The following is a 21,916-nucleotide window of genomic DNA, read 5'->3' as shown; positions in this document are numbered from 1 at the left end:
CATGTGCCTCGGGATCCCCGGCCAGGTCGTCGAGATCGTCGACGGGTATGCGGGCCACCTCGCGCTGGTCGACGTCGAGGGGGCCCGGCGGCGGGTCAACATCGGCATGCTCGACGATCCGCCGGACCCGGGCGCGTGGGTGCTGATCCACCTGGGCTTCGCGGTCGAGATCATCGACGCGCGGGAGGCGTCGCGGGCGATGAGCGGGCTCGAACTGGTCGGTCAGGCCCGCCGGCTGCGCCGCCGGTACACCGTGTCGGGCCTGGTGCAGGGGGTGGGCTTCCGTCCTTTCGCGTACGCGACGGCCGCCGCCCTCGCCCTCTCCGGGTCGGTGGCGAACACTCCCGACGGCGTGGTGGTCGAGGTGGAGGGCGAGGCCGAGGCGGTCGACGAGTACGGCCGGCGGCTGCGGGCGGACGCGCCGCCGCTGGCGATGGTGATCGCGGTCGAGTCGGAGGAGGTGCCGCTGCAAGGCGGCACCGGCTTCACGATCGAGGCGTCCAAGGACGGCGCCGAGGCCCGGACCCTGGCCTCGCCGGACGTCGCCATCTGCGCCGACTGCCTGCGTGACCTGCGCGACCCGGCCGACCGGCGCTATCGGCACCCCTTCATCACCTGCACCAACTGCGGGCCGCGATTCACCATCATCGAGTCGCTCCCCTACGACCGCGCGGCGACGACGATGGCGGAGTTCCCGATGTGCCCGGCCTGCCGGGCGGAGTACCTGGATCCGTCGAATCGGCGCTTCCACGCCCAGCCGATCGCCTGCCCCGGCTGCGGCCCGACGCTGGAACTCCAGCCACCTGCCGACGGGGATGCGGTCGCGGAGTGCCGGCGGCTGCTGGCCGACGGGAAGATCGTGGCGGTCAAGGGGCTGGGCGGCTATCACCTCGCGTGCGACGCCCGGAACCCGGCGGCCGTGGCCGAGTTGCGGCGGCGGAAGCGGCGTGGGGGTAAACCGTTCGCGGTGATGGTGGCCGATGTCGAGACGGCCCGCGGGCTCGCCGACCTGAGCGAGGACGACGAGCGGCTGCTGACCGACATCCGGCGGCCGATCGTGCTGGTGCCGCGGCGGGCCGGGGCGACGATCGCCGACGAGGTCGCGCCGGACAATCCCGACTTGGGCGTCCTCTTGCCGTACACACCTCTGCATTTCCTGCTCTTTGGTCTTCCGGGCGATGCCGCCGGGCCGGACGTGCTGGTGATGACGTCGGGGAACCTCTCCGGAGAGCCGATCGTGACCGGGGACGAGGAGGCGGTCGAGCGGCTGGGGGCGCTGGCGGACGCGTGGCTGCGGCACGACCGGGCGATCCGGGTACCGTGCGACGACTCGGTGAGCCGGCACGTGGCGGGGGCCGAACTGCCGATCCGGCGGTCCCGGGGGTATGCGCCGCTGCCGCTGGCGCTGCCGTTCGAGGTGCCGCCGATGCTCGCGGCCGGGGCGGATCTCAAGAACACCTGCGCGGTGGCGAGCGGCCGGTATGCGTGGCTGAGCCAGCACATCGGGGACATGGACGATCTGTCCACGGTGGATGCGCTGACCCGTACCGAACAACATCTGGAAGAACTGACCGGCGTACGACCGGAGATCGTCGTCGCCGATCTGCACCCGGGGTACCGGTCGAGCGAGTGGGCGCGGCGGCACGCGGGCGGGCGGATCGTCAAACGGGTGCAGCATCACCATGCGCACGTCGCGTCGGTGATGGCCGAGCACGGGCTCGGGGCGGAGGAGCGGGTCCTCGGCATCGCGTTCGACGGCACCGGCTACGGGCCGGACGGCGCGGTGTGGGGCGGCGAGATGCTGATCGCCGGCTATCGGGACTACACGCGGGCGGCCCGGCTCGGGTACGTGCCGCTGGCCGGGGGCGATGCGAGCGTGCTGCGCCCGTACCGGATGGCCCTGGCGCATCTGCACGCCGCGGGCGTGCCCTGGCACCCGGACCTGCCCGCGGTCGCCGCCTGCCCGCCGGCCGAGCGGGAGCTGCTCGCGCGGCAGTTCGGAAGCGGGGCCGGGTGCGTGCCTACCTCGAGCATGGGCCGGCTGTTCGACGCGGTGTCCGCGCTGTGCGGGGTGCGGCAGACCGTCGAATACGAGGCGGAAGCGGCCATCGTGCTCGAAGGACTGGCGCGATCGGCGTCGGCGGGGCTGGATCACCCGTACGCGCTGGAATTGTGCCCGAGCCAGGACGGCCCGGAGGTCGCCGACGCCGGCCCGCTGATCCGCCAGATCGCGCGGGACGTGCTCGGCGGAGTGCCGGCGCCGACGGTGGCGGCCCGGTTCCACGCCACCGTCGCCGCGCTGATCGGGGAGCTCGCCGAGCGTGGCCGGGAAATGACCGGGCTCGATGTGGTCGCGCTCGGCGGCGGCGTTTTCCAGAATGCGCTGCTGCTCGCGGCGGCGGTGCGCGAGCTGGGCGAACGAGGCTTCACCGTGCTGCGCCCGCGATTGCTGCCGCCGAACGACGGCGGTATCGCGCTGGGCCAGCTGATGGTCGGATCGTTTTAGGAGGTCACATGTGTCTGGCTGTTCCCGGGCGCATTGTCAGCATCGCCGAGGCCGACGGCGTGCCGATGGCGGAGGTCGATTTCGGCGGCGTGCGGAAGGACGTCTGCCTGCAGTACGTGCCGGACGCGACGGCCGGCGAATACGTCGTCGTGCACGTCGGGTTCGCCATTCAGGTACTCGACGAGGAGTCGGCACGGCAGACCCTGGCCAACTTCGAGAAGATGGGCATCCTCGAGGAGGAGTTCGGTGAAGTACCTCGATGAATTCGGCAATCCGGTGCTGGCCAAGCGCCTGGTCGAGCAGATCCACGCGGCGACCACCCGGCCGTGGGCGATGATGGAGGTCTGCGGCGGGCAGACGCATTCCATCATCCGGCACGGCATCGACCAATTGCTGCCGGACGGGGTGGAGATGATTCACGGGCCGGGCTGCCCGGTCTGCGTGACGCCGCTGGAAATCATCGACAAGGCGCTCGCGATCGCCGCCGAGCCGGGCGTCATCTTCTGCTCGTTCGGCGACATGCTGCGGGTGCCGGGCAGCGGGCAGGATCTGTTCGGGGTGAAGAGCGCGGGCGGTGACGTCCGCGTGGTGTATTCGCCGCTGGACGCGTTGAAGATCGCCCGGGAGAACCCGGACCGGCAGGTGGTGTTCTTCGGAATAGGGTTCGAGACCACGGCGCCGGCCAATGCGATGACGGTTTATCAGGCGAAGCGGCTCGGGGTCACGAACTTCTCGCTGCTGGTGTCGCACGTGCTGGTGCCGCCGGCGATCGCGGCCATCATGGAGTCGCCGGCCTGCCGGGTGCAGGCGTTCCTCGCGGCCGGGCACGTGTGCAGCGTGATGGGAATCCGCGAATATCCGCCGCTCGCCGCCCGCTACGGCGTGCCGATCGTGGTGACGGGATTCGAGCCGCTCGACATCCTGGAAGGCATTCGACGGACGGTCGTGCAACTCGAGGCGGGGCGGCACGACGTGGAGAACGCGTATCCGCGGGCGGTGCGCGACGAGGGCAATCCGGCGGCGATGGCGATGCTGCAGGACGTCTTCGAGGTGACCGACCGGACGTGGCGCGGGATCGGGATGATTCCCGGCAGCGGGTGGCGGCTCTCCTCGCGGTACCGGGAATTCGACGCGGAACGCCGGTTCGCGGTCACCGGCATTCAGACGAACGAATCGCCGTTGTGCCGCTCGGGCGAGGTGCTGCAGGGCCTGATCAAGCCGCACGAGTGCGCGGCGTTCGGCAAGCAGTGCACGCCGCGGAACCCGCTGGGCGCGACGATGGTGTCCGCCGAGGGCGCGTGCGCTGCCTACTACGCGTACCGGCGGCTCGACCTGGTGCAACTCTCATGATCGATTTCGACAACTGGAGCTGCCCGGTTCCGCTCCGGGACACGCCGCAGGTGGTGATGGGGCACGGCGGCGGCGGGGCGATGTCGGGCGAGCTGGTCGAGCACCTTTTCCTGCCCGCGTACGGGTCGGCGGTGTCACCGGCGGACAGCGCCGTGGTGCCGCTGCTCGGCGGGCGGATCGCGCTCACCACCGACTCGTACGTGGTCAAGCCGATGGTCTTTCCGGGCGGCTCGATCGGGGACCTGGCGGTCAACGGGACGATCAACGACCTGGCCATGTCCGGGGCGACGCCGCGGTACCTGACGATCGCCTTCATCCTGCAGGAGGGGACGCCGCTGGCGACGGTCGGGCGGATCGCGCACGCGGTGGGTGCCGCCGCCGCCGCGGCGGGGGTCTCGGTGGTCACCGGGGACACCAAGGTGGTGGACAACGGGAGCGGGGACGGGGTCTACCTCAACACGGCGGGCGTGGGGGTGGTGCCCGACGGCGTGGAGATCGGGCCGGCGCGGGCGGCGGCCGGCGATGTGCTGATCATCAGCGGGGACATCGGGGTGCACGGGGTCGCGGTGATGAGCGTGCGGGCGGGGATGGAGTTCGAGACGACGGTGAAGAGCGACAGCGCGCCGCTGCACGGGCTGGTGGCGGCCATGCTGGCGACCGGGGCGGACGTGCACACGCTGCGGGACCCGACTCGGGGCGGGGTGGCGGCGTCGCTGAACGAGATCGCGCGGACGGCGAAGGTGGGGATCGCGGTGGACGAGCCGTCGTTGCCGATTCCGGAGCCGGTGGCGGACGCGTGCAGTTTGCTGGGGCTGGATCCGTTGCAGGTGGCCAACGAGGGGAAGTTGCTGGCCTTCGTGCCGCCGGGCGACGCCGATGCGGTGCTGGCGGCGATGCGGGCGCATCCGTTCGGCGGTGGAGCTCGGGTGATCGGCAGGTGTGTGGCGGAGCATCCGGGGATGGTGGTGGCGCGGACGGCGCTCGGCGGGACGCGGATCGTGAACATGCCGATCGGTGAGCAGCTTCCGCGGATCTGCTGAAGTCATGTCGGATTCGGGGGCGTTGCTGTTTGCCCGATATGCGTATCCGCCCAATGAGCTGGGGTATTGCGGGCCGTCCGGCGCGGCGGAGCTGTTGCGAGCGGATCTTCCGGGGGAGATCGCGCGGCGGGCTCGGGGGTTTTCCGGGGCGTGGGCGTATCTCGAGTATCTGAGTCCTGGTGACCCGCTTGACCCCGCGGTTGTGGAGGCTTACTGGGTCGGGAACGATCTGCTCGCCACGTCCGATTTTTCGGATTTATTGGGATTTCTCGGGACGCGGTTCGTGGGGCAGCGAGGCGGAACCTGGGAATCGGCGGGTGGGCGGGCGTTGCCGCACCACAGTTTTCACGTCTTCGAGGTCTATCCGTGGGCGGCGATGCTGCGGCGGACCGGGAATCCGACGGCCGTCTCTGTGCTTGATCGCTGCCGGATTCGTACGGGGAAAGTGGTTTCGGTCGCGGGAGAGACGGCCCGGGTGACGTCGCGACCCCTGGTCTGGGATGGCTCGGCGCTGGCGCCGGGACCTCCTCGGGAAGAGAGCGTGGCCTGGTCGGCGGGCGGGCGGTCGTTGCTGGCCGGCCTCTCCCCCGGCGACCTGGTCGCGCTGCATTGGGACTGGGTCTGCGACGTGATCACCGCAGCCCAGGCGGGGCGGATCGAGGCGCTCGAGGAGCGGCAGCTGCGGGCGTCGTTTCCCTCGCCGGAAAGTGTCGTACCTCCGGTCTAGCGTCTGGGCCATGACAACTCTCGAAGGCCGCACCAAGTCCGCCCTGCTGGTCATCGATGTGCAGAATTCGGTCGTCGGCCAGGCGCACGACCGCGACCGGATCGTCGCCACCATCGCCGAAGTGATCGACAAGGCCCGCGCCGCCGAGGTCGACGTCGTCTGGGTGCAGCACAGCGACGACCACATGACCATCGACAGCGAGGGCTGGCAGATCGTGCCCGAGCTCCGCCGCTCCGTCGACGAGCCGGTGGTTCGCAAGACGTATGGTGATTCGTTCGAGGCGACCGACCTCGAGGCGGTGCTGGCCGCACGGCAGGTCGGGCATCTGTATGTGTCGGGCGCCCAGTCCGACGCCTGCATCCGGGCCACGCTGCACGGTGCGCTGACCCGCGGCTACGACACGACCCTCGTCTCCGACGCGCACACCACCGAAGACCTCCGGCCGTACGGCGCGCCCGCCCCCGCCGAGGTGATCGCCCACACCAACATGTATTGGGAGTTCACGACCGCACCCGGCCGCACCGCCGGTCTCGTCACCGCCGCCGACATCGACTTCAAACCCTGAAGCGGTCAAAGAGCGCGGGTCTGTTCGGGGGCAAAGCGGGCCAGGGTGAGCTGCTCCACGAAGCTGATCAGGGTGTAGAGCAGGATCGACGCCACGGTCACGATGGTCACGCCGGCCCACATGCGGTCCAGCTCGAAGGTGGTCACCGAGGCGAGCATCAGGTAGCCGAGGCCCTTGCCGGTGGCCAGCCACTCGGCCAGCAGCGCGCCGACCAGTGCCAACGGCGCGGCGACGCGCATCGCGGCGAACAGAGCCGGAAACGCACCGGGCAGCTGCACCCGGCGCAGGGTGGAGTAGGGCGAGGAACCGTAGGCGCGCATCAGGTCCATCGAGGAGCGTGGGACGGCACGGAGCGCCAGCGAGACGTTGACCAGCACAGGGAAGAAGGTGACGATGCCGGCGATGACGGTCACCGCCAGCAGGCCGCGGCCGAAGATCAGGGCGATCAGCGGGGTCATCGCCACCAGCGGGACGGCGCGCAGGGCCATGGCGATCGGCAGCAGGGTCTGCTCGACACCGCGCCAGAGGGCGAAGGACACGGCCGTGACCAGCGCCGCCACTGTGCCGCCCAGCAGACCGATCGTGGCGTCGACGGCCGTCGTGCGGCTCGCCTGCCAGAGCACCGTGCGCTCGGCGCCGTGCGTGGGGTCGGTCAGGTAACGCCACACGTCCAGCGGCCCGCGGGTCAGGAACGGATCCAGGTGGAAGCCCTTGACCAGCAACTGCCACACGCCGCAGATCACCGCCACCGAGAGCAGCGCGCCACCGATCCCTTTGGCCAGGCGCCACGCCGCCCTCATCGGGACGCTCGCGGGGCCCACGGGGTGAGCACGCGCCCGACCAGCGCGGTCAGGCCGTACGCCGCGCCGGAGAGGGCCGTGGCGACCAGGGCGATTCCCCAGGTGCGCTCGACGGCCAGGCTCTGCTGCGAATTGATCATCGCCACTCCCAGGCCGGACTCGGCGCCGAGGTACTCGCCGATGATGGCGCCGAGCATCGCGGCCGGCGCGGCGATGCGCAGGCCGGCGAAGAGGCTGGGCAGGCTGAACCGCAGACGGACCCGCCACAGTTGGGTCCACCTGCCGCCGCCGTACGCGCGGACCAGGTCGAGGCTGGTGCGGTCGGCGCTGCGCAGGCCGACCAGCGCGCCGACCAGGGTGGTGAAGATGACCGAGATCGCAGCCAGGATCACCTTGGACGCGTCGCCGCTGAACAGCACGGCCAGCACCGGGCCGATCGCGATCACCGGCAGGCAGTAGCTGACCAGGGCGAGCCGCATGCCGGCCCGCTCGATCAGCGGGAACTGGATCAGCACGAGGGCCAGCACGACCGCAATGGCGTTGCCCCACAGCCAGCCCTCGCCGGCCTCGCGCAGCGTTGTGCGCACATTCGGCCAGTAGAACGCGAAGCCGTCCCGGGTCAGCTGCTGGACGATCGCGGTGGGTGGCGGAACGGCACGGGTACCGGCGAAGACCGTACGGCCCAGGACCTCCCAGAGCACGAGCAGGGCGAGGATGCCGATCGCGCCGCGCCTCACCCGACCGTCTCCCGCTCGCTGCTGAACAGGAGCGCGCTCAGCTCGTCCTCGAGCTCGTGGAAACGAGCCGTACGCATCATCTCTGGCGTACGCGGACGCGGCAGGTCGATCTCCACCCGGGCGACGATCCGGCCCGGGCGCGCGCTCATCACCGCGACCGTGTCGGCGAGGAACACCGCCTCCGCGATCGAGTGGGTGACCAGCAGCGTCGTGGTGGAGCGCTCGGTCCAGATCCGCTGCAGCTCCAGGTTGAGCCGTTGCCGGGTCATCTCGTCGAGGGCGCCGAACGGCTCGTCGAGCAGCAGGATGCGTGGCTCCACCACGAGCGCACGAGCGATCGCCACCCGCTGCCGCATGCCGCCGGACAGCTGCGCCGGGCGGGCCTGCTCGAAGCCCTCGAGGCCGACCAGGCGGATCAGCTCGGTGATCGCGGCGTCGTCCACCTCGATCCCGCCGACCTCCAACGGGAGGCGGATGTTGGCGGTCACCGAGCGCCAGGGCAACAGCGCCGCGTCCTGGAAGGCGATGCCGAGGTGGTGGTTGCGACGGGTGACCTCGGGCGCCTCGCCGTGGATGTACGCTTCGCCGCTCGTCGGCTTGTCGAGATCGGCGAGGATGCGCAGGATCGTCGACTTGCCGCAGCCGGACGGGCCGAGCAGTGCGACGAACGCGCCGGCCGGGGTGTCCAGGTCGACCCGTTCGAGCGCGGTGACGGTGGACCGGCGGATCGTGAACTGCTTGGTCACCCGGCTCAGGACGATCCCCCGGTCCGGCACGGTCAGGCCACCCCCTTGAGGGTCGGGTTCTCGGCGTAGACCTCTTTGAGAACGGACAGGTCGAACAGCTTGTCCTTGGTGATCGTCGTGCCGCCCAGCGCCAGCGTCTTGATCGTCTCGTCGATCAGTTCATCGGTGATCGTGAACAACCCGTTCGCCTTGGTGTCGGCGGTCGAGACCACGGTGTTCTGCGCGGTCGACTCGAGCGTCTGCTCCGCCTCGTCCAGGCCGAGGTCCTTGCCGTACTTGGTGACGGCGAGGCCGGCACCGAGCTTCGGGTCGGCGATCGAGTCGGTCCAGCCCTTGATGTCGCCGATCAGGGCGGCCTTGAGCTTGTCCCGGTCGCCGGTCAGTGTGCTCCTCTTCACCGCGTACGTCTCGGAGACCATCGGATAGCCGTGATCGTTCAGCAGCATGATCGTGGTGTCGACGCCCTTGGTCTTGAGCAGGTTCGGCTCGTTGGTGAAGAACGAGAACCAGCCGTCCACCTCCTTCGATACCAGCGGCGACGGGTCGAACTGGGCCGGAACCTTGGTGACCTTGGCCGGATCGATGCTGTTGGCCTTGAGGAACGCGTTCCACACCGGCTCGTTCACCGCCTGCACGCCGATCTTCTTGCCGATCATCTCCTGCGGCGTGCTGATCGGCGCGCTCGCCAGGCTCATGATGCAGAACGGGTTCTTCTGGTACTGCGCACCCACGATGACCAGATCGGCGCCCTTGAGAACGGCGGCCGCGGTGATGTCCGGCGACGAGATGCCCAGCAGCGCCTTGCCCGAGGCGACCACGGCGTCCTGGCTGACGTTCGGGCCGCCCGCCATGAGGTTGACGCTGCCGAACCCGGCGGCGGTGTAGTAGCCCTTGGTGTCCGCGATATAGGCCCCGGCGAACTCCACGTTCTTGACCCAGGAGAGCTGATAGCTGAGCGCGCCGAAACTCTTGCTCGTGCTGGCCGACGTGGCCGGTTTGTCATCACCGCCGCCGCACGCGGCAAGCACGGCGGAGGTCGCCCCGAACAGCCCGAGGGCGGCGCCGCCACGAAGCAAGGAACGTCGATCTATGTAGGGGGTCACGCGTGGACTCACTTTCCCTGGAGAGGGCACGACGCTAACCACCCGGTGTTTCGGCTGTATGGCCAGCTTATGGCGGCTTCCCGCGAGCTGAACCCAACACGCTTCGGCGTCGTTTGGGGAGCATGACCAACCCGCTGGTGGCACCGACCGTGGACTCCCCGGTCAGCCCGTGGGCGGGTGTCTGGCTGGCCGAGGACGTGGAGTCGATCCGGAGCGCCGTCCAGGACCGCAGCTGGGTGGAGTTCTCGGTGGCCGGCGCGTCGGCGAGCATGGACGTGCTCTCATTCGTGGCCGACCCGTTCGGCTCGCTGCTGCAGTACGGCGTCGCCTGGCTGATGGAGCACGTGCGCCCGCTCGCCCAGGCGCTCGACTGGCTGGCCGGCGACCCGGACGCGATCGCCGCCCAGACGCAGACCTGGCGCAACATCGCCGCCGCCCTGCGCGACAACACCGACACCCTGATCCGCGCGGTCCGCTGGGACACCACCGACTGGGAGGGCGAGGCCGGCGACGCCTACCGCGCCTGGTCCACCAACCAGCAGCACACCATCACGGCCCTGGCCCAGGCCGCCGACACGATGGCCGTGATGGCCGACGCCGCCGCCTCCCTGATCGCCGGCGTACGCCAAATGGTCCGCGACGCCATCGCCACCGTGGTCGCCCACCTGATCGACTACGCGATCGAGGAACTGGCCAGCCTCGGCGCCGCAACAGCGGTGGTAGCCAACCAGGCGGCAGTCCTGTGCTCAATCTGGTCGCAGCGCATCTCCCACTGGGTCCGCGACCTACTGACCAGCCTGCGGCGACTGGGCGCCCTGGGCGACCGCCTCCGCGAGTCCCTCGACGCGATCAAAGCCCTGCTCCGCCGCCTCCAGAACCGGCCCGCGGAGGTGGCCCTCGAACGAGCCAAGGGACGCGGCGCCGGCAAACCGCAGTTCTTCCGCCTCGAGTCGGTGCGGGCGATCGCCCAAAAATATGGCATCGACATCTCCGGCCTGACCATCACGCTGGGCTCCACCAGACTGCGCGGCGTCTGCGGGAACACTCTCCCGGACGGGCGCATCGTCCTGTTCTCGCCGGGATTCCAGAGCGAGGAACTCCTGGCCCGGACCCTCGTCCACGAGAAGCTGCACCACGACGAACTCGCGGCCGGAGCGCCGTTCCCGTACGACGAAAACGAACGGGAAGAGTGGGAGACTCGGGCCTACGCCTACGAGAACGAATGGTGGGACAGGCAGCCGATCCGGCCGGAGCCGAGGACGAAGTGATGGCGACCTTTGACGAATGGCTCGACGTCTACGAGGAGGCCTACGAGGCGATTCCGCGGGATGCCGACCTCGCTTGCCCCAACTGCGGGCATCACACGTTGAGGCTGGTCTTCACCGGTGACCTCGACCGCGCGGTGGGCTACGCCTCGTTCTGGTGCGACACCTGCCTGCTGGGAATCGGCATCTCGCAGGCCCCGATTCCCGACGGTGCGGTCGCGCGGGACATCCATCTCCCGCGCGAGGAGAGACTGCCCAGGATTCCGAACTTCCGGCTGGTCTACTGAGCTCTGTGGCGGTGCGATCGCCGCAGCGGGTGCGGTGGTGCCGGGGGCGGGCTAGGTTCATGGAAGGTGATCGATTGAGGCGTGGCTGAGTGGGTGGCTGTTGTGCTTGCTGAGCAGTTCAGGATCGTGACTGACCCGGTGGGTGGGTCGCTGGCGTTGTCGGCCATTTTTGCGGTGTTGCCGCTTCTTACGTTGTTCGTGCTGCTCGGGGTGTTGCGCATGCGGGCGTGGCTCGCCGGCGTCATCTCGCTGGTGGTCAGCCTGGCGGTGGCGATCATCGGGTACTCGATGCCGGTGGGGCAGGCGCTGCTGTCGGCGACCGAGGGGGCGGCGTTCGGTTTCTTCCCGATTCTGTGGATCGTGCTCAATGCGATCTGGGTCTACAACCTGACGGTGGTGAGCGGGCACTTCGACGTGCTGCGGCGGTCGATGGCTCGGGTCAGTCCGGACATGCGGATTCAGGCGATCATCGTGGCGTTCTGTTTCGGGGCGTTGCTCGAGGCGCTGGCCGGGTTCGGGACGCCGGTGGCGGTCACCGTGGTGATGTTGATGGCGCTCGGGTTTCCGCCGGTGCGGGCGGCGGCGGTGGCGCTGATCGCCAATACGGCGCCGGTCGCGTTCGGGGCGCTGGCCACGCCGATCGTGACGTTGGGGACGGTCGCGTCGGGGGCGGCGGAGGATCCGCGGCTGAACACCGAGACGATCGGGGCGATGGTCGGGCGGCAGACGCCGGTGCTGGCGTTGATCGTGCCGCTGGTGCTGGTGGCGGTCATCGACGGGCGGCGGGGGATGCGGCAGACCTGGCCGGCGGCGGCGGTGGCGGGGGTGGTGTTCGCGGGGGCGCAGTTCACCGCGTCCAACTACATCTCGGTGCCGCTGACCGACATCGTCGCGTCACTCGCGTCGGCGGCGGCCGTGGTGTTGCTGCTGCGGGTCTGGCGGCCGAGCGAGGTGCCGCCGCTGCACGAGCCGGCGGCGGCGACGGTCGGCACGGTGGCGACCGGAGACGGGCGGACCGTCGAGGGGAATGGGCGTAAGGGTGCCGGAGGCACTGACGACACCGCGCCGCAAAATGGGGATAAATCGGGAATGTTGGGTGGGGGTGAGGCGGAACAGCCTGCGGTTGGGGAGGGCTTCGATACGTACGGCCGAAGTGGTGGAATGCTCGACCAGCGCGACCGGCCCGCGGAGATCCTCCGCGCCTACGCCCCGTATTTGATCGTGATCTTGTTGTTCTCGATCGTGAATCTTGGGCCGATCAAGACCGCCCTGGCGAAGGAGCCGTGGACCGTCGTCTTCGCCTGGCCGGGGCTGCACGTGCTGGGCGCCACCGGCAAGCCGGTCTCGTCGACCACCTTCACGTTCGGGTGGCTGCCCGCGGCCGGCACCCTGATGATCATTGCCGGGATTCTGACCGCGATCGTGTTGCGGGTGCGGCCGGGGCGGGCGATCAAGGCGTACCGCGAGACCTACTGGTCGCTGCGGCACGCGATCGTGACGGTGATGGCCGTGCTGGCGCTCGCCTACGTCATGAACCAGTCCGGGCAGACCAACACGCTCGGCGGGTTCCTGGCGCAGGCGGGCGGCTTCTTCGTCTTCCTGTCGTCGATCCTCGGCTGGATCGGGGTGGCCGTGACCGGGTCGGACACCTCGTCCAACGCGCTGTTCGGGGCCCTGCAGGTGCAGACCGCGACGAAGGCCGGGCTCGATCCGCTGCTGCTCGCCGCCGCGAACTCGTCGGGCGGCGTGCTCGGCAAGATGATCAGCCCGCAGAACCTGGCGATCGCCGCGGCCGCGGTGGGGATGGCCGGCCGGGAGGGCGACATCTTCCGCCGCGTGATCGGGTGGAGCGCCGTCCTCCTGGCCGCCATGTGCGTGCTGGTCACGCTGCAGGGCACCCCGGTGCTGAGCTGGATGATCCCTTAGCGGCGGGCCACCCCCAGCGTGGTGAGGTGGACCGTCTCCAGCGCGTTCGCCTCGCCGCCGTCGCTGGTCACCGCGAGGGCGATGGTGTTGCGGCCGCGCGGGTTGAGCACGCCGGTGGGCAGCGCGAAGGTGTGTTGCGGGCCGACGTCGGCGATGTACTGGCCCATGTTCCAGCCGTTCACGAAGATCAATACACGGTAGTGCCTGGCGTTGTGCGGCACGGCCGGGTCGCCGATGGTCAGCCCGAGCGACGCGTCGATGTCCGCCGGGATCTTCAGCCCGAAGGTCGTCCGATACCACGCCGTGCCGGAAATAGCGGAGTTGTCGGGAAGCGAGCGGGTCGACCAGGAGCGATCCTTGAAGCCGGGCAGTGACCACCCGTTCCGCTCGCCGTAGAGGCCACCGTTGTTGAGCGGGCCACGAACCGGGTCCACCCCGGCCGCGCCCTGAATCCGCCAGGTCACCGAGGACGGTACGACCCCGTCGAAGGTCGCCCCGATCACCCCGCGCCCCTCCTTGTGCGCGTCGTTGACCCCGCCGTCCTCGTTGTGCCCGTTGTTCCGCACCATGATCGAGAGCACGTGCGAGCCGGTCACCTGCAGCTCGGGCGGGATCGCGAAGGTGTCGGTGGCGCGGGTCGGTGGCGTGGCGACGGCGTTCGGCAGGACCTTCTGCCCCAGGTAGGTGCCGTCCAGCCAGGCCTGCATCAGGCCGGCGCCGCCGCCTCCCCAGGTCACGCTCGCGGTGGTCGGCGCGGCGCCGTCGAAGTGCCCGCGATACCAGACGTCCCCGTGGTGGAAGCCGTAGTCGTCGGCGGTGAGCACGACCTGCCCGGCGGGCGGCTTGGTGGTGCTGTTGGTGACGGTCTGGTCGGCCGTGCGCCAGCCGCTGTCGTCGAACCCGGGCGTCGCCTCCGGCGACTCGGCCGCATACCGCCAGGTGGTCAGCTCCGGCAGGGTGATCTGCCGCGCCCCGGCCAGATCCCGTACGGCGACCAGCGAGCCCCCGACCGCCGGCCGGACCGCCACCGGCCGGTCGTTCCAGGTGACCCGGTGCACGGCCGGCGCGCCCCAGATCTCCAGCGGTGCGGCCGCCTTGGTGTCCCCGGTGAGCGCCAGCCGCCCGCCGCGCACCTTCGCGGTCCGCACCAGCTCCGGCCCCCGGACCAGCAGGTCGTCGACCCGCCAGAACTGGGCCGCGGTGTCCTCGTCGGCGATCAGCAGGGTCAGCGCCGGGCCGTCCGGAGCGGTGATCTGGATTTTGATCAGCCCATGATGGGTGTAGGTGAGCCGAAGGTCCCCGGTCGCCGGGTCGTACGCGGACTCCCCCGACCCGGCGAGGAAGCGGACCGCCGGCTCGGCCGGGTAGCGCAGCACCGTCTCGCCCGCCTCGCCGTCCCGCCCGTGCAGCAGCGCCACCCCGGGCAGGTGCGTCTCGATCTCCGAGGTGGAGTAGACGAGGTGGTTGCCCTCCAGGTCGTAGTCGGCGACCAGGGTCTTGGCGTCCTGCCCGGTGAGCCGCAGCGGCACGGTGTACGACCCGTCCGCGGTCGTGATCGGGAAGGTGAAGCTGTCGTCGGTGGTCGCGCTCGACGGGTTGTGCACGGCCAGGTAGAAGTTGGTGCCGGTGTCGGCGTTGACCGTGTGCTCGATCCGTACGGCCGGCGACGAGGCCGCCACGTCGGCGCCCTTGTCCACCTTGGTCAGCGGCGCCACGCTCTGCACGAAGTAGCCGAGCGTCTTCAGCGTCTGCGCCTTGGGCCGCAGCTGCCGCCCCTCGTCGATCGCCGCGCCGTAGTCGTACGAGCTGTACACCACCGGCGCCGGCAGCCAGCCCCAGGAGGTGCCGCCGGAGACCATGTAGATGTTCTGGATGGTCAGCCGGTTGGCGATGTTGGTGCCGTAGAAGACCCGCTCGTAGCCGGGGCCCTCGCGGACCGCGGTGCACGGGTAGGTCCCGACGCTCCCCCAGTAGTCGAACCAGCCGCCGCCGAACTCGGCCGCGAAGCCGGGCGTGGTGTTGGACGCGGAGGCGCCGCCCTTCGCCCCGCCGGCGCCCTGGATGCCCCAGTCGGGCGCGTTGCTGGGCGAGCCGACGCTGCCGTCGGTGTGGCAGCTGCCGCCCGGGTAGCCGTCGAAGGCGTACAGGTCGACCGGGCCGGGTACGGTGCCGGGCACGGTCGACGAGGCGGGCACCCAGTAGCCGTTGCGGCCCCGGTCGTTGTGGAAGATCGGGACCTGGATGCCGTCCGCGCGAGCCTTGTCGCGCAGGTGCTGGAGATAGTTGCGCTGCGCGGTGCCGGTCGCGGCGAGCTCGTTCTCGATCTGGTAGAGGATCACCGAGCCGGTGCCGTTGCTGAGCTGGTGCCGGGCGATGATCGCGTCGATCGCCGACTGCCACTCGTCGGTGGCGGCCAGGTAGTCGGCTGCGTCGCTGCGGGCCCGGCCGGCCTGCGTGGTGAGCCATCCCGGGAAGCCGCCGCCGTCGGTCTCGGCGTTGATGTACGGGCCGGGCCGGGCGATCACGTAGAGCCCGACCTCGTCGGCGATGTCGAGGAGCTGGTCCATGTCGCGTACGCCGGTGAAGTCGTAGACGCCTTGCGCCGGGGAGTGGTAGCCCCAGTCGAAGTAGACGGAGACGGTGTTGAAGCCGATCGCCTTCATCTTCTGCAGGACGTCGCGCCACAGGGCGGGGCTGGGGAGGCGGAACGGGTGCATCTCGCCGGACCAGACGTAGGTCCGCTGCCCGTCGATGATCATCGAGTACTGGTCGAAGGCGATGGTGTGCCGCGGTGCGGCCGCGGCGGCCGGCCCGGCGGGCACGACCGCGGCGAGGCCGAGCCCGAGGGCGCAAGCCCCTAGGAAAGCCCTTACCCTGTTCAAGCGCATCGACACATGCTGATGCGCGAGAGCAACTCCCGTCAAGCGTCCCGCGAGCGGTCGAGCAGCTGACTCATCGCCTGCAGGAGCTGGTCGTTCTGGAACGGCTTGTGCAGCAGCGGCGCGTCGGGCGGCAGCTCCTGCCCGCCCGGCGCCGGCCCGCTCGTGTAGCCGGACATGAACAGCACCGGCAGGTCCGGCCGGCTGCGGCGCAGCTCGACCGCCAGCTGGGTGCCCGACATGCCGGGCATGATGACGTCGCTGAGCAGCGCGTCCACCTGGAGATCCCGGTCCAGCACCAGCTTGAGCGCCTCCTGCGGGTCGCCGGCCGCGTGCACCTCGAAGCCGGCCTTGGTGAGGATCCGGCAGACGATGTCCCGTACGCCGTCCTCGTCCTCGACCACGAGGATGCGCCGCCCGGCGCCGTCGGAGGAGACGCGCGACCCGGCCGCGACCGGCACGGCCGGCGCCTCGCTGCTGACCGGCAGCCGTACCCGGACCGTCGTGCCCTGCCCGGGCTGCGACTCCAGCGTGATCGTCCCGCCCACGTCGGTGACCACCCCGTACGCCGTCGCCAGCCCGAGCCCGGTTCCCTTGCCCCGCCCCTTGGTCGTGAAGAACGGCTCGAACGCGCGGGCCGCCACCTCGGGCGCCATCCCCACGCCGGTGTCGGTGATGCTCAGCCCGACGAAGTCGCCGCCCGGCTCGACCCCGGTCGCGATCGCCAGCCGGCCGCCGGAGGGCATCGCGGCCCGCGAGTTCATCACCGCGTTCATCAGGACCTGTTCGAGCTTGCTGCGGTCCATCGTGATCGGCGGCAGGTCGGGGGCGAGCATCGTGGTCAGCTCGATGTCCTCGCCGAGCGTACGGGCGAGCAGCCGCTGCATGTCCGCGGCGACCGTGTTGAGGTCGAGCGTCTCGGGGCGGGACGGTTCGAGCCGGCTGAAGATCAGCAGTTGCCGGGTGAGCCCGCTGCCGCGCGCCGCCGCCTGCTCGATGGCCTGCACGTCGGGCCGGCACGGGTGCTCGGCGAGCTCCTCGCCGAGGATGTCGGCGTACCCGGAGATGATCGCCAGGATGTTGTTGAAGTCGTGCGCGATGCCGCCGGCCAGCCGGCCCAGCGAGTCGAGCCGTTCGGCCTGGCGCAGCTGCTGCTCGAGCCGGGTGCGCTCGGTGATGTCGCGCAGGATGCCCTCGACCGCCACCACCCGGCCGGCGTCGTCGCAGATCGAGCTGGCCCGCTGCTCCACCCAGGTGGCCCGGCCGGCCTGGTGGCGGACATGAATGATCAAGGTGCCGGGCTCGTGGGAGCGCCAGGACGCCTCGAGCGTGGCCCGGTCCTCGGTGTCGACGGTCCGGAAGATCAGCTCGGGGTCGGCGTAGAACTCGTCCGGCCGGCGTCCGGTGATCTCCTCGATCGCCGGGCTCAGGTACTCCATCGCCGGGTCGGGTGCCAGCCGGTAGCGGAAGATGACGTCCTGGGCGTGCTCGGCGATCAGCCGGAACCGTTCCTCGCTCTCCCGCAGCGCGGCCTCGGCCCGGCGCCGCTGCCGCCGCTCGGCCGCCTCGTGCAGTTCCCGCTGCACGGCCGGGGCGAGCCGGGCGAGCCGGTCCTTGAGCACGAAGTCGCGCACCCCGGCCCGCATCATCGCGGCCGCGGCCTCCTCGCCGACCTGGCCGCTGACCAGCACGAACGGGATGTCGGCGTCGTGCTCGCGGACCTGGTCGAGGGCCTCCTCGGCACGGAACACCGGCATGTTGTAGTCGCAGATGACCATGTCCGGCGCGCGGCGGGCGAGTTCCTCGGCGACGCCGCTCGGCGTGTCGGCCCGGACGTGGCTGACCTGCAGGCCAGCCTTGATCAGCTGCCGCACGATGAGCACGGCATCGTCATCGCTGTCATCGATGATCAGCAGATGCATCGCAGTCACCCCAATGGGGCTGGTTCGTTGACGATGAGCCAGTACACGCCGAGGGCGTTGACCGCGGCGACGAACTCCTCGAACACCACCGGCTTGCGGACGAAGCTGTTGGCCCCGAGCGTGTAGCTGGTCACGACGTCGCGCTCCTCGTTGGAGGTGGTGAGCACGACCACCGGCAGGTTCCGGGTGCGCTCGTCGTCGCGGATCCGGCGCAGCACCTCCAGTCCGTCGATCTTGGGCAGCTTGATGTCCAGCAGGATCAGCGCCGGCCGCAGCGCCTCGCCCTCGGCCGGCAGCAAGCGCAGGAGTGCCTGCTCGCCGTCGGTGGCGACGACGATCTCGTTGCGGATCCGGTTCTTGGTGAAGGCCCGGACGGTCAGCAGCGCGTCGTCCGGGTTGTCCTCGACCAGCAGGATCGGCCGCTCGGTCATCTCAGCTCCCAATCCGCCGGGGCCGGGGTGAGGCTGAACCGGAACGCCGCGCCCTCGCCGACCGTTCCCTCGGCGACGATCCGGCCGCCGTGCCGGGTGATCACGCGGTGCACGATGGCCAGCCCGATCCCGGTGCCCTCGAACTCGCCGGCCGAGTGCAGCCGCTGGAACGGATCGAACATCTTGTCCGCATATTTCATATCGAAACCGGCACCGTTGTCGCGCACCTCGAAGACATCGACCCCGGACTGCGGGTGCACGCTCACCGTGATCACCGGCTCCGGGGTGTGCGCGGTGAACTTCCAGGCGTTCCCCAGCAGGTTCTGCAGCACGAGCCGCACCAGATGCGGATCGCCCTGCGCCGCCATATTGTCCGAAATGTTCCAGGTAACCGATCTTTCGGGATCGGCGATCTCGGCGACCACCTCCCGGGCCAGCGCGCTCAGGTCGAACCGGTCCCGCCGCAGCTGCGAGCGCGTCGCCCGGGACAGGTGCAGCAGGTCGTCGATCATCTGCGCCATCCGGCCGGTGTTCGCCTGGATCCGCCGCAGGTAGCCCTGCGCCTCCTCGGCCAGGTCGCCGGCGTAGTCCTCGAGCAGCACCTGGCTGAAGCCCTCCAGCGAGCGCAGCGGGGCGCGCAGGTCGTGCGAGACCGAGTAGGCGAACGCGTCCAGCTCCCGGGTCGACGCCTCCAGCTCGGCGGTGCGCTGCCGGACCCGCAGCTCCAGCTCGTCGTTGAGCCGGCGCACCTCCTCCTCGGCCCGCTTGCGCGCGGTGATGTCGGTGGAGATGCCGCAGATCGCGTACGCGTGGCCGGCCTCGTCGTGCAGCGGGAACTTCACCGTCACGTACGTGTGCATGCCGTCCTCGCCGGGCGCCTGCTCCTCGACCTGCAGCGGGATGCCCCGGGCGATGGCCGCCAGGTCGTTGGCCCGGAACTCGTCGGCGATCGGCCCGTCGAACAGGTCGTGGTCGGTGAGCCCGACGATGTCCTCCCGGTGCAGGTCGAACAGCCGCTCGTACTCGCGGTTGACCAGCAGGTAGTGGCCGTCGACGTCGCGCATGTAGATGACCGCCGAGGTGTGGTCGATCAGCGCCATCAGCTGCTCGTGGCCGACCCGAACGGGCGGCCGGGTGCCGGTGCTCACCCGCGACTCCTCTCCCGTCACCCGATCAGTGAGACAGAGACCAGTGCGGCCGACGGTACCTCCGCATCGGGTACCTTTTCGGCTGTTTCGCCGGAGAGGACCCCGCGCAGCGGCGCCAGCACGTGCTCCTGCCGGGCCCGGGTCAGCCTCTCCAGGAACAGCTCGTTCATCCCGGTGGTGCCCCGCCGGTTGGACACCAGCGGCTGGTCGCCCTGTCCGGCCTCGTCGCGCCTCCGCTGTGGCTTGAACAGGAACTTCTTGCTCAGCATCAGGTGCGCGCCGGCCGCCCGGGCGTGCGCGTTCAGCAGCCGGTACCAGTCGATGAGGGCCGGGTGCTGCCCGATCAGCCGACGCAGCTCGGCGCCGCCGCCGGCCGCGTCCGCGCGCAGTTCGGCGGCGTCCCGGCCGAGGCCAGCGAGCAGCCGTTCGGGCAGCGTCGGCTGGGTCATCAGCTCCTCCAGCGCGGCGCGCTCGTGGCGCAGCAGGGCCGGGAACAGCCGGCGTACGTGCCGGTCATAGCCGGGCAGGCCGACGCCGAGCAGGAAGTCACGCTTGAGCGCCTCGGGGTCGAGCGCGCCGCTGGGCGGGATGTCGTCGCGGGTCCAGTGCACGGCGAACTGCCGGAACACGTCGAGGAAGTGGTCGGCCGGCATGGTCTGCTCCGGGGGCAGCGACGCGAAGGCGAGGAACAGCCGGCGCATCGCGTCGATCAGGTCGGTGGCGATCCGTACCCGCTCGATCGCCGCCTCGGTGAGCAGGCCGTTCCCGGCCCGGCCGAGCGGGTCGAGCACGTCGTTGACCGCGAGCTCGATCGCCTCGCTCTGCTTGATCAGCAGGAAGAAGCGCTCCTCCCCGGGGGTGCCGGTGTAGCTGCGGATCCGGCCGTCGTCGAACACGCCGGGCAGCACGGACATCAGCTCGTCGCGGCGGCGTACCTCGACCGTGCCCACGTTCCAGCGCACCAGCGAGGCGTAACTGTCCCGGCTGTAGTGCCCGAGCCCGGTGCGGTCGGCCAGCGCCGCGAAATAGTCGCGGAACGGCCGCCCGTCGGCGGACAGGCCGTCGAAGGCCCGCTCGGGCGTGGCCTTGCCGCCCGGATTCCACTCCTGATAGTGGCGGGCCACCGAGGCGCCGACGAAGCCCAGCCGGACCACGAACCGCCGCGCCTGCTCGGTGGTCAGCCGGTCCACCACCGGGAGGTGCGGAAGAACGTCGCGGGCCTGGTCGGCGAGCGTGCCGGGCGGGGCGTCACCGGAGAGGATCGCCCGGTTCAGCCGGGGCAGCTCGTCGTCGAGCCAGTCACCCACCTGCCGCAGATCCAAGTCGAATCACCCCTACCCCCTTATCGACCGGGTGGTCGGGATTCTTAAGCGTTGACATCGATGAAAACCGATGCGAGGGTACGGGCACCGGTGTACGCGTGTCGCCGACCCGGCACGCCCGGCCACCCCACACGGCGGCGGGGCGATCCCCTGCCGCCACCCAGCAGAAGGGATCCCCCATGCGTCTCCGTCGGGCACTCGCCCTCGGCGCCGCCGCGCTCGCGGCCGCCACCGGCGTCATCGCCGGCTCGGCCCCGGCCGAGGCCGCACCAGCTCAAGGAATACCCAGGCTGGCGGCCACCACACTCGCTTCGACCATCGCGCTGAGCAACTGCTCGGCGTCGCTCGTGCGCTACCCCAGCTCGGTCAGCAGCGACCGGGCCATGATGCTCACCAACGGGCACTGCTACGAGGGCGGCTTCCTCAGCGCCGGCCAGGTGCTGCAGAACCGGTCCAGCAGCCGGTCGGGCACGCTGCTGAACGCCGGCGGCCGATCGCTGGGCACGGTCCGCGCCGACCGCGTCCTGTACGCGACGATGACCGGCACCGACGTCACCCTGTACCGCCTGACCTCCACCTACGCCACGCTGAGCAGCCGTTACGGCGCCACCGCGCTGACCATCTCGGCCTCCCACCCGGCCGCCGGGGCGAGCATCGACATCCCGTCGGGCTACTGGAAAGAGATCTGGAACTGCAAGATCGACAAGTTCGTGAGCACGCTCCGCGAGGACCAGTGGACCTGGCACGACTCGATCCGGTACGACGCGAACTGCGACACGATCCACGGCACCTCGGGCTCGCCGATCGTGGACTCGTCCTCCGGCCAGATCGTCGGGATCAACAACACCGGCAACGACGACGGCGAGATGTGCACGCTGGACAACCCGTGCGAGGTGGACGCGAACGGGACCACCCACGCGTACCAGGGACAGAGCTACGGCGAAGAGACGTACTGGTTCACCACATGTCTGAACTCGGCTCGTACGATCGATCTGACCATCTCGGGCTGTCTTCTGACCAAACCGGCAGCCTGACCCGTCCGAACGGACGAATCACCGCAGGTCCGGCGGCATTTTGTCGCCGGACTACATTTCCGTAAATCGAAATGTCACCCACTCATTTCACCTAATCGTGTTTGCGTTTTCGACCGGACAAATGCCGC

19 protein-coding genes are annotated in these 21,916 nt (G+C 70.2%); 10 read left to right on the top strand and 9 right to left on the bottom strand.

What is annotated here, in order from left to right; translation table 11 throughout:
• The first annotated feature begins 1 nt into the window (after position 1).
• Genes hypF through IH26_RS0131415 form a run of 6 tightly spaced genes read left to right on the top strand, consistent with a single transcriptional unit; the run spans position 2 to position 6,188 of the window.
• Positions 2-2,506 (top strand): carbamoyltransferase HypF, encoded by a 2,505-nt coding sequence (gene hypF, locus IH26_RS0131440; RefSeq protein ID WP_084599203.1) that lies wholly within the window; start codon positions 2-4, stop codon positions 2,504-2,506.
• Between the two features lie 8 nt (positions 2,507-2,514).
• Complete coding sequence (locus tag IH26_RS0131435) at positions 2,515-2,769, top strand: HypC/HybG/HupF family hydrogenase formation chaperone (protein ID WP_030439880.1); 255 nt, start codon at positions 2,515-2,517, stop codon at positions 2,767-2,769.
• Entirely contained in the window at positions 2,753-3,856 is a 1,104-nt protein-coding gene (gene hypD, locus IH26_RS0131430; RefSeq protein ID WP_030439879.1) for a hydrogenase formation protein HypD, read from the top strand. The genes IH26_RS0131435 and hypD overlap by 17 nt, the downstream gene beginning before the upstream one ends.
• Positions 3,853-4,896: a hydrogenase expression/formation protein HypE gene (gene hypE / locus IH26_RS0131425; protein ID WP_030439878.1), complete on the top strand. Its 1,044-nt coding sequence runs from the start codon at positions 3,853-3,855 to the stop codon at positions 4,894-4,896. Before hypD ends, hypE begins: the two co-directional genes overlap by 4 nt.
• The gene (locus IH26_RS0131420; protein ID WP_211268784.1) at positions 4,871-5,623 is read left to right on the top strand and encodes a DUF6390 family protein; all 753 of its coding nucleotides are present in this window, start codon (positions 4,871-4,873) and stop codon (positions 5,621-5,623) included. Before hypE ends, IH26_RS0131420 begins: the two co-directional genes overlap by 26 nt.
• A 10-nt stretch (positions 5,624-5,633) precedes the next feature.
• Positions 5,634-6,188, top strand: a complete 555-nt coding sequence (locus IH26_RS0131415; RefSeq protein ID WP_030439876.1) for an isochorismatase family protein — start codon at positions 5,634-5,636, stop codon at positions 6,186-6,188.
• 5 nt (positions 6,189-6,193) lie between these two features.
• Here IH26_RS0131415 and IH26_RS0131410 read toward each other — a convergent pair whose 3' ends face one another.
• The 4 genes from IH26_RS0131410 to IH26_RS0131395 are packed head-to-tail and all read right to left on the bottom strand — an operon-like array spanning position 6,194 to position 9,574.
• Positions 6,194-6,988, bottom strand: coding sequence for an ABC transporter permease (locus IH26_RS0131410; protein ID WP_034216377.1), 795 nt, complete (start codon positions 6,986-6,988; stop codon positions 6,194-6,196).
• Positions 6,985-7,725, bottom strand: coding sequence for an ABC transporter permease (locus IH26_RS0131405; RefSeq protein ID WP_030439874.1), 741 nt, complete (start codon positions 7,723-7,725; stop codon positions 6,985-6,987). The genes IH26_RS0131410 and IH26_RS0131405 overlap by 4 nt, the downstream gene beginning before the upstream one ends.
• Positions 7,722-8,501: an ABC transporter ATP-binding protein gene (locus IH26_RS0131400; protein WP_245665696.1), complete on the bottom strand. Its 780-nt coding sequence runs from the start codon at positions 8,499-8,501 to the stop codon at positions 7,722-7,724. Before IH26_RS0131400 ends, IH26_RS0131405 begins: the two co-directional genes overlap by 4 nt.
• A gap of 2 nt (positions 8,502-8,503) precedes the next feature.
• Positions 8,504-9,574 (bottom strand): ABC transporter substrate-binding protein, encoded by a 1,071-nt coding sequence (locus IH26_RS0131395; RefSeq protein WP_034216350.1) that lies wholly within the window; start codon positions 9,572-9,574, stop codon positions 8,504-8,506.
• Positions 9,575-9,696: 122 nt separating this feature from the next.
• Here IH26_RS0131395 and IH26_RS0131390 point away from each other — a divergent pair, with 122 nt between their 5' ends.
• The 3 genes from IH26_RS0131390 (at position 9,697) to IH26_RS0131380 (ending at position 13,052) form a co-directional block, all read left to right on the top strand.
• Entirely contained in the window at positions 9,697-10,842 is a 1,146-nt protein-coding gene (locus IH26_RS0131390) for a WXG100 family type VII secretion target (protein WP_051808820.1), read from the top strand.
• Positions 10,842-11,126, top strand: a complete 285-nt coding sequence (locus IH26_RS0131385) for a hypothetical protein (protein WP_030439870.1) — start codon at positions 10,842-10,844, stop codon at positions 11,124-11,126. The genes IH26_RS0131390 and IH26_RS0131385 overlap by 1 nt, the downstream gene beginning before the upstream one ends.
• Before the next feature lie 126 nt (positions 11,127-11,252).
• Positions 11,253-13,052, top strand: coding sequence for an L-lactate permease (locus IH26_RS0131380; RefSeq protein WP_245665695.1), 1,800 nt, complete (start codon positions 11,253-11,255; stop codon positions 13,050-13,052).
• Here the strand turns inward: IH26_RS0131380 and IH26_RS0131375 are convergent.
• Genes IH26_RS0131375 through IH26_RS0131355 form a run of 5 tightly spaced genes read right to left on the bottom strand, consistent with a single transcriptional unit; the run spans position 13,049 to position 20,754 of the window.
• Entirely contained in the window at positions 13,049-15,940 is a 2,892-nt protein-coding gene (locus tag IH26_RS0131375) for a beta-galactosidase (RefSeq protein WP_051808850.1), read from the bottom strand. The genes IH26_RS0131380 and IH26_RS0131375 overlap by 4 nt on opposite strands.
• Before the next feature lie 32 nt (positions 15,941-15,972).
• A complete protein-coding gene (locus IH26_RS0131370; protein WP_030439867.1) occupies positions 15,973-17,853 on the bottom strand; it encodes a hybrid sensor histidine kinase/response regulator in 1,881 nt (626 codons plus the stop codon).
• A 5-nt stretch (positions 17,854-17,858) separates the two neighbouring features.
• On the bottom strand, positions 17,859-18,284 hold the full coding sequence (locus tag IH26_RS0131365) for a response regulator (protein ID WP_030439866.1): 426 nt from the start codon (positions 18,282-18,284) through the stop codon (positions 17,859-17,861).
• Complete coding sequence (locus IH26_RS54215; RefSeq protein ID WP_051808817.1) at positions 18,281-19,432, bottom strand: sensor histidine kinase; 1,152 nt, start codon at positions 19,430-19,432, stop codon at positions 18,281-18,283. Before IH26_RS54215 ends, IH26_RS0131365 begins: the two co-directional genes overlap by 4 nt.
• 17 nt (positions 19,433-19,449) lie before the next feature.
• Positions 19,450-20,754: a hypothetical protein gene (locus tag IH26_RS0131355; protein ID WP_245665693.1), complete on the bottom strand. Its 1,305-nt coding sequence runs from the start codon at positions 20,752-20,754 to the stop codon at positions 19,450-19,452.
• Positions 20,755-20,933: 179 nt separating this feature from the next.
• On the opposite strand from IH26_RS0131355, the gene IH26_RS0131350 reads away from it, so the two are divergent.
• Complete coding sequence (locus IH26_RS0131350; RefSeq protein ID WP_030439863.1) at positions 20,934-21,788, top strand: S1 family peptidase; 855 nt, start codon at positions 20,934-20,936, stop codon at positions 21,786-21,788.
• Positions 21,789-21,916: the final 128 nt, after the last annotated feature.

This window comes from Actinoplanes subtropicus, from assembly GCF_000721705.1.
Lineage (GTDB): Bacteria > Actinomycetota > Actinomycetes > Mycobacteriales > Micromonosporaceae > Actinoplanes > Actinoplanes subtropicus.
This window is presented reverse-complemented; position numbering and strand designations above follow the sequence as displayed.